The following is a 13,976-nucleotide window of genomic DNA, read 5'->3' on the forward strand; positions in this document are numbered from 1 at the left end:
TGTGGTCCGACTTGCTTCGCGACGTTACCCGAGCTTCGGGCGGACTCCGAGTACCGCCGTACCGATGCGTACGTGTGTCGCCCCGGCCGCCACGGCCTCTTCGAGGTCCGCACTCATCCCTGCTGACACCATGTTCGCAGTTGGACGGGTCGCGCGCAGGACAGTCGACAAATCCATCAGCCGGTCGAACGCCGCGCGTTGCCGGCCCGCGAACGGGCCTGCCAGCGGCGCGACCGTCATCAGTCCGTCGAGCCGCAGTCCGGGAGCGGCGTCCACCGCGGCGGCCAACTCCTCGATCCCGTCCGGGGCGATCCCGCCGCGGTCGCCCCGCTCGCCGGCCTCGGCGTCGAGGGCGACCTGGATCAGACAGCCGAGTTCACGTTCCGCCTTCTCCGCGGCCGCGGAGAGAGAGGAAACGAGCTTCAACCGGTCGACGGACTGCACCACATCGGCATAACCCACCACGGAACGGACCTTGTTGGTCTGCAGCTGGCCCACGAAGTGCCAGCTGAGGTCCAGGTCCGCGCAGGCCGCGGCCTTGGGGGCGGCGTCCTGGTCGCGGTTCTCCGCCACGTGCCGCACCCCGAGTTCGTGCAGGAGCCGAACGTCGCTCGCGGGGTAGGTCTTGGTGACCACGATCAGGGTCACCTCGTCCCGCGCCCGTCCGGCGGCGGCGCACGCGGCGGCGATGCGCTCCTCCACCCGGGCGAGGTTGGCGGCGAGTTCGGCCTTGCGGTCGGCCAGGTCGGTCAGGTCGGTCATGTCTCTTCTCAGCTCAACCAGACATATCCCGCGAGTCGCCCCGTGGTGCGGTCGCGGCGGTACGAGTAGTGGTCACCGGACTCCAGGGTGCAGACCCCGGCGTCCGAGACGTCCGCGACTCCGAGCCGGGCGAGCTGGGCGTGCACGCCGGCGGCCACGTCGACGGCCGGAGTCCCCCAGGAGGTCTCGGCGTAGGCGGCCGGTTCGACCGCGGCCACCTCGGCGCGCATCGCCTCGGGCACCTCGTAACAGCGGCCGCAGACCGAGGGTCCGGTGCGGGCGGTGATCCGGGCCGGGTCGGCGCCGAGCTCGGTCATCGCCGCGACGGCGGCGGGCACGACGCCCGCCACCATGCCGGGCCGGCCCGCGTGGGCGGCGGCCGCGACCCCGGCGACCGGGTCGGCGAGCAGGACCGGGACGCAGTCCGCGGTCAGCACCGCGAGGGCGAGCCCGCGGGTGGCGGTGACCACAGCGTCGACCGAGGGGATCTCCCCCTGCGACGCCCGGTCCCACGGTCCGTCGACCACGGCCACCCCGGCGCCGTGCACCTGGTTCATCCAGACCACCCGCGCCGGGTCGAGCCCGAGCTCCTTCGCCGTCAGGGTCCGGTTGGCCAGGACCGCCGCGGGCTCGTCGCCCACGGCGCCGCCGAGGTTGAGCTCCTCGTACGGAACGGCGCTCACCCCGCCCCACCGGTCGGTGAAGGCGAAGTGCGCGCCGCTCGTCTCGAAACGCTGCCCTATCAACGTGTCACTTCAGGAAGTCCGGGACATCCAGCTCTTCGGCCTGGGTGTCCGCGTACGGGCGGGCCGGGGGAACCACCGGCGGCGCGACGGGCGGCAGCGAGCTCTCGCCGACGGCCGGCGCGGGCTCGACCGGGGCGGCCGGCTCCTCGCGCGGGGTCACCGTGCCCAGGCCGCCGAGCGGGCGGGCGGTCTCGGTGATGCGGGGGGCCGGGGCCGGCTCCTCGCGCTTGGCGGAGGCCGAGCCGATGATGTTGTCGCGGCGGGCCGGCGGCTGACCGCCGTCGAAGCCGGCCGCGATCACGGTGACCCGGACCTCGTCGCCGAGGGCGTCGTCGATGACGGCGCCGAAGATGATGTTCGCCTCGGGGTGGGCGGCCTCGCTCACCAGCTGGGCGGCCTCGTTGATCTCGAAGAGACCGAGATCGCTGCCGCCGGAGATGGACAGCAGCACGCCGCGGGCGCCGTCGATGGACGCCTCCAGGAGCGGCGAGGAGATCGCCATCTCAGCGGCGGCCACGGCGCGGTCGTCGCCGCGGGCGGAGCCGATGCCCATGAGGGCGGAACCGGCCTCGGACATGACCGACTTGACGTCGGCGAAGTCGAGGTTGATCAGACCCGGGGTGGTGATGAGGTCGGTGATGCCCTGGACACCGCTGAGGAGCACCTGGTCGGCCGACTTGAAGGCGTCGAGCACGGAGACCTGGCGGTCCGAGATCGAGAGCAGCCGGTCGTTGGGGATGACGATGAGGGTGTCGACCTCTTCGCGGAGCTCGGCGATGCCGTCCTCCGCCTGGTTGGCGCGACGGCGGCCCTCGAAGGTGAACGGGCGGGTGACCACGCCGATCGTGAGGGCGCCGAGCGAGCGCGCGATGTTGGCGACGACGGGCGCGCCGCCGGTGCCGGTGCCGCCGCCCTCGCCGGCGGTGACGAAGACCATGTCGGCCCCCTTGAGGACCTCCTCGATCTCCTCGCGGTGGTCCTCTGCCGCCTTGCGGCCGACGGCCGGGTTGGCCCCGGCCCCCAGGCCGCGGGTCAGTTCACGGCCGACGTCGAGCTTGACGTCGGCGTCGCTCATCAACAGCGCCTGCGCGTCGGTGTTGATGGCGATGAACTCGACGCCCTTGAGACCGACCTCGATCATTCGGTTGATGGCATTGACACCACCGCCGCCGACACCGATGACCTTGATGACTGCGAGGTAGTTCTGCGGTGCTGCCACGTCGAAGGCCTCTCGCCTCGAGTTACGTGTCGCCGCTTCGCGGTGGTTGACGCGTCGCGACGACGGATGCCGATTGGGACGGTCCATGACGCCGACCCAAACCCTAACGTTGAAGTTTAGGGTTACCAGTGTCTCTGTTCGCTGGACTCTTCCGAACAGGACACTAAGTCGACAAGTGGCGCACGTTCAACGAACACGCCGAACCTCCCGTTTTTCTTTTCACCCTATGTGATCACCCGTAGCGCTGGCCAACCAGGGTGCTGGCCAGCGGTGATGAGCGTCAACTTCCCGACGAGGCGGGTGCGGTGGGGGCACTTACATCGAAGTGCCCCGCTTTGGGAGTCGCTTTCATGAGAGCGGTGAGAACACGGGCCTTCACGGGCCCGTCCTCACCGCTGCCCCAGAAGACGCTGCGGCCCTTGCCGAGTTCCAGAGTGATGGAGTCGAACGACGTGATCCGGACGACACGGACGTCCTGGGCGATTTTCTCCGGGAGTTCGCCCGTCACGCCTACCGCGGCGGTCAGCAGCCGCTCGGTGTCGAAGCGGCGCAGGCTCGGGGAGGCGGCGGCGTCGATGACGAGCCGGGGTACGCCGCGGGGCGGGGTGGTCACGGTGGCGAACCGGACCGCCCCGGCGTCCACTTCGTCGAACTTTCCGCCGTTTTCGAGCAGGAGTACGGGGCGACGTTCCGTCACTTTCAGACCGATTCCGTGCGGCCAGGACCGGACCACGTCCACGGAGTCGATCCGGGGCAGTTCGGCGCGCAGCCGGGCCGCGATGGCGTCGGTGTCGACGGAGACGAGCGGCGCGCCGACCGGAACCGCCGCGACCCGCTCGACCTGCTCCGGGGTGAGCACCGCCGTACCGGAGGTGCTCACCTTCTCGACCCGGAACCAGCTGGAGCCGTAGAGCGCCCAGACGCCGCCGGCGACCAGGAGGACGGCGCCGAGGGCGATGAGCAGCACCCGCGGACCGGGCACCCGGAACCTCCGGACACCCGGCCGGGACGGCCGCGGCGCGGAGCCCTCGGACCTGCTCTTCGCTGCCACCGCGCTCCTCCTGGGGGTGCCGCTCAGCCCTGACGGCGGGCGGCGATCGCCTCGTACACCATGCCGACGAGCAGCTCGTCGGCGTCCCGGCGGCCGAACTCGGCGGCGGCGCGGGACATCTCGTACAGACGGTGCGGATCGGCCAGTACGGGCAGGACGTTGGCCTGCACCCACTGCGGCGACAGTTCCGCGTCGTCGACGAGGAGTCCACCGCCGGCCTTGACCACCGGCTGGGCGTTGAGCCGCTGTTCGCCGTTGCCGATGGGCAGCGGGACGTAGGCGGCCGGCAGTCCGACGGCGGAGAGCTCGGCGACGGTCATCGCGCCCGCGCGGCAGAGCATCATGTCGGCGGCGGCGTACGCGAGATCCATCCGGTCCACGTACGGTACCGGCACGTACGGCGGCATTCCGGGCATGTTGTCGACACGCGGCAGTTCGTTCTTCGGGCCGACCGCGTGGAGGATCTGGATGCCGGAGCGCTGGAGCACCGGGGCGATCTGCTGGACCACCTCGTTGAGCCGGCGCGCGCCCTGCGAGCCGCCGGAGACCAGCAGGGTCGGCAGGTTCGGGTCCAGGCCGAACGCGGCGCGCGCCTCGGGGCGCACGCGGGCGCGGTCGAGGGTCGCGATGGTGTGCCGCAGCGGGATGCCGATGTAACGGGCGTTGCGGAGCTTGGAGTCCGGGGTGGCGACGGCGACCCCGGCCGCGTAGCGCGAGCCGATCTTGTTGGCCAGGCCGGGCCGGGCGTTGGCCTCGTGGACCACGATCGGCACGCCGAGCCGCTTGGCGGCGAGGTAGCCGGGCAGGGCCACGTAACCGCCGAAGCCGACCACGCAGTCCGCCTTGGTGCGCTCCAGGACCTGCTCGGCGGCCTTGATGGTGCCGCGCAGCCGTCCGGGGACGGTGATCAGCTCAGGGGTGGGCTTGCGGGGCAGCGGCACGGCCGGGATGAGCGCCAGCTCGTAGCCCCGCTCGGGGACCAGCCGGGTCTCCAGGCCCTTCTCCGTGCCCAGCGCCGTGATCCCCACGGAGGGGTCCTGCCTGCGCAGGGCGTCCGCGAGGGCGAGCGCGGGCTCGATGTGACCGGCGGTACCTCCGCCGGCGAGTACGACATGCACCGAAATTCACCGCTCTCCGGACGGACGCTTCTTGACGCGCCGTCGCATCGACTTCCATCTCCCCCCGGCCCGCTTGCCCCAGCCGGGGCGGCGCAGGGCCAGGGCCGCTCTCGCGGCGGGTTCCTGTCGTGCGAAGGCGATCAGGAGCCCGACGGCGAACATGGTCGGCAGCAGGGCCGAACCCCCGTAGGAGAACAGCGGGAGCGGGACTCCGGCGATCGGCAGCAGACCGAGCACCGCACCGATGTTGATCACGGCCTGCGCCGTGATCCAGGTGGTCACGCCTCCCGCGGCATACCTGACGAAGGGGTCCTCCGTGCCTCCGGCCACGCGGATACCCGCATAGCCTAGAGCCGCGAACAGGGCGAGCACCGACAGCGTCCCCGCGAGACCCAGTTCCTCCCCGGTGACGGCGAAGATGAAGTCGGTGTGCGCTTCGGGGAGTTGGCCCCATTTTTCCACACTCGCACCGAGTCCGGAACCGAACCATCCGCCCGAGGCGAGAGCATAGATGCCGTGCGCCGCCTGCCAGCACGGGTCCCCCGCGCCGCCCGGGTCGCTGGCACCGAGGCAGCCGAAGCGCTCCAGGCGGTGCGGGCTGGTCTTGATGAGCACCCCGCCGATGACGGCGGCGACGGCGAGCACGCCGACGAAGAGCCGGGTGGGGGCGCCCGCGGTCCACAGCAGGCCGAACAGGATCGCAGTGAGGATGATCGCCGTGCCCATGTCACCGCCGAGCATGATCAGCCCGAGCAGCAGGAAGGCCCCGGGGACCAGCGGCACCAGCATGTGCTTCCACTGCGTGAGCAGTTTCATGTCCTGTTTGCGGGCCAGCAGGTCGGCGCCCCACAGGATCAGCGCCAGCTTGCCGAACTCGCTGGGCTGGAGCATGAAGGGCCCGCCCAGCGAGATCCAGTTCTGGTTGCCGCCGACCGCGACTCCTATCCCGGGCACCTGCACGAGCACCATCAGGAAGATGGCGCCGACCAGGATCGGGTAGGCGAGCGCCCGGTGCAGCTTCACCGGCATCCGGGAGGCCAGGAACAGCAGGCCCGCGCCGAGCAGGGCCGCGAAGAACTGCTTGCGGAAGAAGTAGGAGGGCACCAGGTCGTAGCGGAGCGCCGTGATCATCGACGCGGAGTAGACCATCACCAGGCCGAGCGCGGTGATGAGCAGTCCGGCGCCGACGATCACGTAGTACGCCGTGAGCGGCCGGTCCCAGGCCCGGCGGGCCCGCTCGTGGAGCCCGCGCAGACCGCCCGCGCGGGGTTTCCTCGGTGCCGCGGGGGCGCGGCCGGCGCCGCGTGCGGCGGGCGGCCGGCGCGGCCCGGCGGTTCTGCTCGGCATGCTCCCTGTCCCCTCCAGTCGTGTCCGGCCGGGCCGGACCCCCTTGCTGGTCAGGTCAGGCGTCGCCGGTGGCGGCGAGGGCGCGGACGGCGTCCGCGAAGGCCTCGCCCCGCTTGTTGTAGTTGGCGAACATGTCCATCGACGCACAGGCCGGGGCCAGGAGGACCGTGTCCCCCGGCTCGGCGAGCGCCGCCGCCTCCTGGACCGCCGCGGACATCGCCCCAGTGTCGGTCCGGTCGAGGTCCACCACCGGGACCTCGGGGGCGTGTCGCGTCAGGGCTTCGCGGATCAGCGCGCGGTCCCGGCCGATCAGGACGACACCGCGCAGCCGCTTCGCCGACCTGCTCACGAGCTCGTCGAAGGAGGCGCCCTTGGCGAGGCCGCCGGCGATCCAGACGATCGGGTCGTAGGCCGCCAACGACGCCTCGGCGGCGTGGGTGTTGGTGGCCTTGGAGTCGTCGACGTAGACGACGCCCTGGATCTCCTCGACCAGTTCGATCCGGTGCGGGTCGGGCCGGAAGGCGCGCAGCCCGTCCCGTACGGCCTTCGGCTCGACGCCGAAGGCGCGGGCGAGGGCGGCGGCGGCGAGCGCGTTGGCGATGTTGTGCGGGGCCGGCGGCTGGACGTCAGCGACCTCGGCGAGCTCCTGGGCGTTCTTCTGCCGGTTCTCGACGAAGGCCCGGTCGACGAGGATGCCCTCGACGACGCCGAGCTGGGAGGGGCCGGGGGTGCCGAGGGTGAAGCCGATGGCCCGGCAGCCCTCCTCGACGTCGGCCTCGCGGACCAGGTCCTCGGTGACCGGGTCGGCCACGTTGTAGACGCAGGCGACCCGGTTGCCCTCGTAGATGCGGCCCTTGTCGGCGGCGTACGCCTCCATGGAGCCGTGCCAGTCGAGGTGGTCGGGCGCCAGGTTGAGCACGGCGGCCGAGTGGGCGCGCAGCGAGGGCGCCCAGTGCAGCTGGTAGCTGGAGAGCTCGACGGCGAGGACGTCGTACTTCTCCTCGCCGAGGACGGCGTCGAGCAGCGAGACGCCGATGTTGCCGACGGCGGCGGTCTTCAGGCCGGCCGCCTCCAGGATGGAGGCGAGCATCCGCACGGTCGTGGTCTTGCCGTTGGTGCCGGTGACCGCGAGCCAGGGGGCCGCTTCCGGGCCCCGCAGGCGCCAGGCCAGCTCGACGTCGCCCCAGACCTCGACGCCCGCCTCGGCGGCGGCCGCGAAGAGCGGCTTGTCGGGCTGCCAGCCCGGCGCGGTGACGATCAGTTCGGTGCCGGCCGGCAGGGTGGCCCCGTCGCCGAGGCGGACGGTGATGCCCGCCGCCTCCAGCTCGGCCGCCTGCGCCCGGGAGCGCTCGTCGTCGCCGTCGTTGACGACGGTCACGACCGCGCCGAGGCCGTGCAGGGCCCGGGCGGCGGGGATCCCGCTGACGCCGAGCCCGGCGACGGTGACGTGCTTGCCCTGCCAGTCCGGCTGATCGCTCACTTTTCGGCTGCCCATCCCGCGTAGAAGATCCCCAGGCCCACGATGACGCACATGCCCTGAATGATCCAGAACCGGACCACCACGAGTACTTCGGACCAGCCCTTCATCTCGAAGTGGTGATGAAGGGGCGCCATCCGGAAGACCCGCTTGCCGGTCATCTTGAAGGCGCCGACCTGGATGACCACGGACATCGTGATCAGCACGAACAGACCGCCGAGCAGCGCGAGCAGCAGCTCGGTGCGCGAGCAGATGGCGAGGCCGACGAGCGCGCCGCCGAGGGCCAGCGAGCCGGTGTCGCCCATGAAGATCTTGGCCGGCGCGGTGTTCCACCACAGGAAGCCGAAGCAGGCGCCCATCAGGGCGGAGGCGACGACCGCGAGGTCGAGCGGGTCGCGCACCTCGAAGCAGGCGTTGGGGTTGGTCAGGGTCATGGCGTTAGCGCACGACTCCTGGAACTGCCAGAGCCCGATGAAGGTGTACGCGCCGAAGACCATCACCGACGCGCCGGTGGCCAGACCGTCCAGACCGTCCGTCAGGTTCACGCCGTTGGACATGGCCAGGATCATGAAGAGCGCCCAGACCACGAACAGCACCGGGCCGATGGACCAGCCGAAGTCCGTGATGAAGGAGAGCTTCTCGGAGGCCGGGGTGTTGCCGCGCAGATCCGCGAACTGCAGCGAGAGCACGGCGAAGGTGATGCCGACGATCAGCTGGCCGGCCATCTTCGCCTTGGCCCGCAGACCCAGCGAACGCTGCTTGACGATCTTGATGTAGTCGTCGAGGAAGCCGACCAGACCCATTCCGGCCATCAGGAACAGCACCAGGACGCCCGAGTACGTCGGGTCCTCGCCGGTGATGACCTTGGTGAGCGCGTACGCGACGAGCGTGGCCAGGATGAAGGAGATGCCGCCCATGGTGGGCGTGCCCTTCTTGGCGCCGTGGGTGCGCGGGCCGTCGTCCCGGATGAACTGCCCGTATCCCTTGCGGGCCAGCAGCTTGATGAACAGCGGGGTGCCGATCAGGGTCAGGAAGAGCCCGATCGCCCCCGCGAAGAGGATCTGCCTCATCGGCCGGCGACCTCACCCTCGGCGCTGTTCTCGAGCAGTGCCAGGGCGACCCGCTCCAGACCCACCGACCTGGAAGCCTTCACCAGGACGATGTCCCCCGGGCGCAGCTCACTGCGCAACAGGTCGACCGCCGCCTGCGCGTCGGACACGTGCACCGACTCCTCACCCCACGAACCCTCGTTATAGGCGCCCAGTTGCAGCCAGGACGCTTCCCTGTCCCCGACCGCGACGAGCTTGCTGACGTTGAGCCGGACGGCGAGCCGTCCGACCGCGTCGTGCTCGGCGAGCGACTCGTCTCCGAGCTCGGCCATCTTGCCGAGCACCGCCCACGTACGACACCCCTTGGCCTGTGCAGACCTGCCCATGGCCGCGAGCGCGCGCAGGGCGGCTCGCATTGACTCGGGGTTCGCGTTGTAGGCGTCGTTGACGATCGTCACGCCGTCCGGACGCTCGGTGACCTCCATGCGCCAGCGCGACAGGGTGCCTGCCTCGGAGAGCGCGGTGGCGATCTCCTCGACGGGCATGCCCAGCTCATGGGCGACGGCGGCCGCGGCGAGCGCGTTCGACACGTGGTGCTCACCGTACAGGCGCAAGGTCACGTCGCTGCACCCGGTGGGTGTGTGAAGCCTGAAAGAAGGCTGTCCGCTTTCCGTGAGGCGGACGTTCTCGGCCCGTACGGCCGCTTCGTCCGCCTCTCCGAACAACGTCACCTTGGCCTTGGTGCGGGAGGCCATCGCGCGGACGAGGGGGTCGTCGGCGTTGAGGACGGCGACGCCGCCGTCCTCGGCGGCCGGCAGGGACTCGACGAGCTCGCCCTTGGCCTCGGCGATCTGCTCGCGGCCGCCGAACTCGCCGATGTGGGCGGTGCCGACGTTGATGACGAGTCCGATGCGCGGCGGGGTGAGACCGGTGAGGTAGCGGATGTGGCCGATTCCGCGCGCTCCCATCTCCAGGACGAGATGGCGGGTCTCGGGTCCGGCGGTGAGCGCGGTGAGCGGCAGGCCGATCTCGTTGTTGAGGGAGCCGGGCGTCCACACGGTCGGCGCGTGCCGCTGCAGGACCTGGGCGATCAGGTCCTTGGTGGAGGTCTTGCCGGCCGAGCCGGTGAGGGCGACGACATCGGTGCCGAGGCGACCGACGACCGCGCGGGCGAGGGCCCCGAGCGCCGTCTGGACGTCGTCGACGACGATGGCGGGCACGCCGACCGGGCGCGCGGCCAGGACGGCCACGGCGCCGGCCTCCACGGCCCGGGTCGCGTAGTCGTGGCCGTCGACGTGCTCACCGGCGAAGGCGGCGAAGAGGCTGCCTGGCTTCACCTCACGGGAGTCGATGACGACGGGCCCGGTGATCCGGGTGGCCGGATCCGGTATGTCGTGCGCCTGCCCGCCGACGATTTCGGCGACCTCGGCGAGGGAGAGGGCGATCACTGCTTCATCCCTGACTGTTCTGGTGACGGTGTGCGTCCTGCTGGTCCTGCCGGCTGACGATCGCCTCGCGCAGGACCAGGCGGTCGTCGAAGGGGCGGACCACGCCGCCGGCCTCCTGGCCCTGCTCGTGGCCCTTGCCCGCGACCAGGACGGTGTCGCCGGGTTCGGCGCGGGCCACGGCCGCGGCGATGGCGGCGGCGCGGTCGGCGTCCACGAGGACGGTGCCGCGCTCGGCCGCCGGCACCTCGGCGGCGCCGGCCAGCATGGCGGTGAGGATCGCGAGCGGGTCCTCGGAGCGCGGGTTGTCGGAGGTGAGCACCGCGGTGTCGGCGAGCCGGGCCGCGGCGGCGCCCATCGGGCCGCGCTTGGTGGTGTCGCGGTCGCCGCCGCAGCCGATGACGACGTGCAGCTTCCCGCGGGTCACCTCGCGCAGCGAGCGCAGGACCGATTCGACGGCGTCGGTCTTGTGCGCGTAGTCGACGACCGCGAGGTACGGCTGGCCCGCGTCGACCTTCTCCAGGCGCCCGGGCACGCCGGGGACGGCGGCGACGCCGTCGGCGGCGGTCTTCGGGTCGATCCCGGCGGCGGCGAGGGTGACGATCGCGGCGAGGGTGTTGGCCACGTTGAACGGGCCGGGCAGCGGGGCGGTGGCGGAGATCCGCGTACCGTCCGGGCCGACCACCGTGAAGGCGGAGTCGGCGGCGCCGCTGATCACGTCCTCGGCGCGCCAGTCGGCGTCCGGGTCGCCGGTGGCGGAGAAGGTGACGACCGGGACGGTCGCCTCCTTCGCGAGCCGGCGGCCGTAGGCGTCGTCGAGGTTGACCACGCCGCGCCGGCTGCGCTCCGGCGTGAACAGCCGGGCCTTGGCCTGGAAGTAGTCCTCCATGTCGGAGTGGAACTCCATGTGCTCCGGGCTCAGGTTGTTGAAGACGGCGACGTCGAAGACGCAGCCGTCGACCCGGCCGAGCACCAGGGCGTGGCTGGAGACCTCCATGGCGACCGCCTCGACGCCGCGTTCGCGCATGACCGCGAACAGGGCCTGGAGGTCGGTGGCTTCGGGGGTGGTGCGCTCGGACTTGATGCGCTCGTCGCCGATCCGCATCTCGACGGTGCCGACCAGGCCGGTGTGTCTGCCGGCACCGCGCAGTCCGCCCTCGACGAGGTAGGCGGTGGTGGTCTTGCCGGAGGTGCCGGTGATGCCGATCTGCAGCAGGCCCTCGCCGGGGCGCCCGTAGATCTCGGCGGCGAGCTCGCCCATCCGGCCGCGCGGGTTGTCGACCGCGAGGACCGGCAGGCCGGTCGCGGCGGCGCGGTCGGCGCCGGCCGGGTCGGTCAGGACGGCGGCGGCGCCGAGGCCGGCGGCCTGGGCGACGAAGTCGGCGCCGTGCGCGCGGGCGCCGGGCAGCGCCGCGTACACGTCGCCGGGGCGGACCGCCCGCGAGTCGTGGGTGATGCCCGAGACCTCGACGCCGCGGCCGGCGGCGGAGAGCTCGGTGCCGAGCCGGTCGGCGAGCTCGCCCAGGGGTGTCGGGCGGAGCCGCTCGGGGCGGGGCGGGGCGGTTCGGGACTGATCAGCGTGTGGCACGGCGGTGAGCGTACCGGGCGCACCCTCCGCAGGGCTAAATCGGGCCACGGCGTCGCCGGAGTTCGATTTCCGGTTCCCGGAACGGGGGGTGATCGTTGTCACTGGAGCTCCCGGAGTGTCACACGGTGTCACGGTCGTACGGGTACGGGCGCGGGCACGGGTGTACGGATGCGAGTACCGGCCGGCCCGGTTCGGCTTATGGCGTGAAGGTCACCGGCAGCCGGGCGGGGCCGCTGCCGGTCGGCGGGACGTGCAGGGTCTTGAGGGCGAACTCCATGACCTTCTTGTAGATGGGTCCGCAGATCTGGCCGCCGAAGTAGCTGCCCTTGGTGGGGTTCTGGATGGCGCAGTAGACGGTGATGCGGGGCTGGTCGGCCGGGGCGAAGCCGGCGAAGGAGGCGGTGTAGCCCTTGTAGCGGCCGAGTTCGGGGTCGACCCGGTTCGCGGTGCCGGTCTTGCCGGCGACGCGGTAGCCGGGGATGGCGGCCTTGTTGCCGGTGCCCTCCTCGTCGTCGACGACGGACTCCAGCATCTGGGCGAGGGTCTTGGCGGTCTTCTCGCTGACCACCCGGTTCTCCCCGGGCTCGGGCGCGGCGGTGAAGCGCCCGTCGGGGCCCTTGGTGCCGCGGACCAGGCTCGGTTCGACGCGGACGCCGCCGTTGGCGATGGTCGAGTAGACCGAGGCGGCCTGCATGGCGCTGACGGAGAGGCCCTGGCCGAAGGGGATCGTGTACTGCTGGGAGGTCGACCAGTCCTGGGGCTTGGCGAGGATGCCGGGGGTCTCGCCCGGGTAGTGGAGGCCGGTGGGGCTGCCGACGCCGAACTTGCGCAGGTAGTCGTACAGCACCTTGTTGGCCTCGGGCTGGGTCTTGCCGAGCTGGCCGGTGGCCAGGATGGTGCCGATGTTGCTGGACTTGGCGAGGACGCCGTTGAGCGTCAGGTACCAGGTCGGGTGGTCGATGTCGTCCTTGAAGAGGCGGTCGCCGCGGTGCAGCCGGTTGGGCACGGTGACCCGGGTGTCGGGGGCGGCGGCGCCCTCCTCCAGTACGGCGGCCATGGACATCACCTTGGCGGTCGAGCCGGGCTCGTAGGCGTCCTGGAGGGCGGCGTTGCCCATGGCGGTGGCGTTGGCCTGGGAGAGGTCGTTGGGGTCGAAGCCGGGGGCGTTGGCCATGGCGAGCACCTCGCCGGTGCGCACGTCCTGGACGACGACGTAGCCGCGGTCCGCCTTGGACTTCTTCACCTGCTCGGTGATGGCCTGCTGGGCGGCCCACTGGATGTCCCGGTCGATGGTGAGCTCGATGTCGGAGCCGGGGACGGCGGGGGTGCCCTGGGAGCCGGCGGTGGGCACCCGGCGGCCGCCGGACTGGGCGTAGCGGATCTTGCCGTCCTTGCCGGCGAGTTCCTTGTCGAGCATGGACTCCATGCCGCCGGCGCCGCGGCCCTCGGCGTTGACGTAGCCCAGTATCCCGGCGGCGAGTTCGCCGTTCGGGTAGACGCGCTTGGTGCTGGGCTCGCCGAGGATGCCGCCGAGCAGGTTGACGCCGTTGCCGCCGTTGGCGGGCTTGGCCTTCTGCTCGTAGACCTTCTTGAGGTCCTTGATCTGGTTCCAGACCTGCGGGGTCTGCTTGCGGGCGAGCATCGTGTAGCGGGACTTGGGGGTGCGCAGCTTCTTGGCGAGCTCGGCGGGTTCCTTGCCGAGGAGCGGGGCGAGCAGCGCGGCGGCCTGTTCCGGGGCGTCCTTGAGCTTGGACTCCTCGGGCGTGAACAGCTTGGGGTCGGCGGTGACGTCGTACGCGTCGACGCTGGCGGCCAGCGCGACCCCGTTGCGGTCGGTGATCTCACCGCGGTCGGCGGAGAGCGTGTACTCCTGGTAGCGGTGCTTCTCGGCCTTGGCGGCGTACGCGCTGGCGTCGACGGCCTGGACCTGCAGCAGCCGCACCACGAAGACGAGCAGCACCAGGGTCAGGCCGAGCGAGACCAGGCGGAGCCGGGGTTTGGGGCTGCCGAGCCGGATGGTGCGGGCCTTCGGGGCCGGGCGGGGCGCCGGGCGCCGGGGCGGCGCGGACCGCGGGGCGGGCCGCTGGGCGGGCCGGCCGGAGGCGGCGGGACGGGGGCGTGCGGGCCGGGCGGGGCCGGGGACGCGGCGGCGCGGGGGCTCCTTGGAGGGCACG

11 protein-coding genes are annotated in these 13,976 nt (G+C 71.9%); all 11 read right to left on the reverse strand.

Features of this window, described 5'->3' with window-relative positions:
• Nucleotides 1-24: 24 nt before the first annotated feature.
• Nucleotides 25-744: a YggS family pyridoxal phosphate-dependent enzyme gene (locus JAO84_RS08975; protein WP_265861905.1), complete on the reverse strand. Its 720-nt coding sequence runs from the start codon at nucleotides 742-744 to the stop codon at nucleotides 25-27.
• Nucleotides 745-770: 26 nt separating this feature from the next.
• Complete coding sequence (gene pgeF, locus JAO84_RS08980) at nucleotides 771-1,508, reverse strand: peptidoglycan editing factor PgeF (RefSeq protein WP_370411992.1); 738 nt, start codon at nucleotides 1,506-1,508, stop codon at nucleotides 771-773.
• A gap of 4 nt (nucleotides 1,509-1,512) precedes the next feature.
• Nucleotides 1,513-2,727, reverse strand: a complete 1,215-nt coding sequence (gene ftsZ, locus JAO84_RS08985; RefSeq protein WP_370411994.1) for a cell division protein FtsZ — start codon at nucleotides 2,725-2,727, stop codon at nucleotides 1,513-1,515.
• A 280-nt stretch (nucleotides 2,728-3,007) separates the two neighbouring features.
• Entirely contained in the window at nucleotides 3,008-3,778 is a 771-nt protein-coding gene (locus tag JAO84_RS08990) for a cell division protein FtsQ/DivIB (protein ID WP_370411996.1), read from the reverse strand.
• 23 nt (nucleotides 3,779-3,801) lie between these two features.
• The gene (gene murG / locus JAO84_RS08995; protein ID WP_370411998.1) at nucleotides 3,802-4,896 is read right to left on the reverse strand and encodes an undecaprenyldiphospho-muramoylpentapeptide beta-N-acetylglucosaminyltransferase; all 1,095 of its coding nucleotides are present in this window, start codon (nucleotides 4,894-4,896) and stop codon (nucleotides 3,802-3,804) included.
• 6 nt (nucleotides 4,897-4,902) lie between these two features.
• Nucleotides 4,903-6,243, reverse strand: coding sequence for a putative lipid II flippase FtsW (gene ftsW, locus JAO84_RS09000; protein WP_265861648.1), 1,341 nt, complete (start codon nucleotides 6,241-6,243; stop codon nucleotides 4,903-4,905).
• A gap of 55 nt (nucleotides 6,244-6,298) precedes the next feature.
• Entirely contained in the window at nucleotides 6,299-7,738 is a 1,440-nt protein-coding gene (gene murD / locus JAO84_RS09005) for a UDP-N-acetylmuramoyl-L-alanine--D-glutamate ligase (protein ID WP_370412000.1), read from the reverse strand.
• Complete coding sequence (gene mraY / locus JAO84_RS09010; protein ID WP_370412001.1) at nucleotides 7,720-8,790, reverse strand: phospho-N-acetylmuramoyl-pentapeptide-transferase; 1,071 nt, start codon at nucleotides 8,788-8,790, stop codon at nucleotides 7,720-7,722. The genes murD and mraY overlap by 19 nt, the downstream gene beginning before the upstream one ends.
• Complete coding sequence (murF, locus tag JAO84_RS09015; protein ID WP_370412003.1) at nucleotides 8,787-10,217, reverse strand: UDP-N-acetylmuramoyl-tripeptide--D-alanyl-D-alanine ligase; 1,431 nt, start codon at nucleotides 10,215-10,217, stop codon at nucleotides 8,787-8,789. Before murF ends, mraY begins: the two co-directional genes overlap by 4 nt.
• A gap of 4 nt (nucleotides 10,218-10,221) precedes the next feature.
• On the reverse strand, nucleotides 10,222-11,904 hold the full coding sequence (locus tag JAO84_RS09020; protein ID WP_370412005.1) for a UDP-N-acetylmuramoyl-L-alanyl-D-glutamate--2,6-diaminopimelate ligase: 1,683 nt from the start codon (nucleotides 11,902-11,904) through the stop codon (nucleotides 10,222-10,224).
• A gap of 94 nt (nucleotides 11,905-11,998) precedes the next feature.
• Nucleotides 11,999-13,975, reverse strand: coding sequence for a peptidoglycan D,D-transpeptidase FtsI family protein (locus JAO84_RS09025; protein ID WP_370412007.1), 1,977 nt, complete (start codon nucleotides 13,973-13,975; stop codon nucleotides 11,999-12,001).
• Between the last annotated feature and the right edge of the window lies 1 nt (nucleotide 13,976).

It is taken from the genome of Streptomyces fradiae (assembly GCF_041270065.1).
Lineage (GTDB): Bacteria > Actinomycetota > Actinomycetes > Streptomycetales > Streptomycetaceae > Streptomyces.

What these genes read in the sequence shown, in the direction of transcription:
- mraY (WP_370412001.1), bottom strand. Translation starts at nt 8,790, where the DNA reads ATGAGGCAGATCCTCTTCGCGGGGGCGATCGGGCTCTTCCTGACCCTG.
- ftsW (WP_265861648.1), bottom strand. Translation starts at nt 6,243, where the DNA reads ATGCCGAGCAGAACCGCCGGGCCGCGCCGGCCGCCCGCCGCACGCGGC.
- murD (WP_370412000.1), bottom strand. Translation starts at nt 7,738, where the DNA reads ATGGGCAGCCGAAAAGTGAGCGATCAGCCGGACTGGCAGGGCAAGCAC.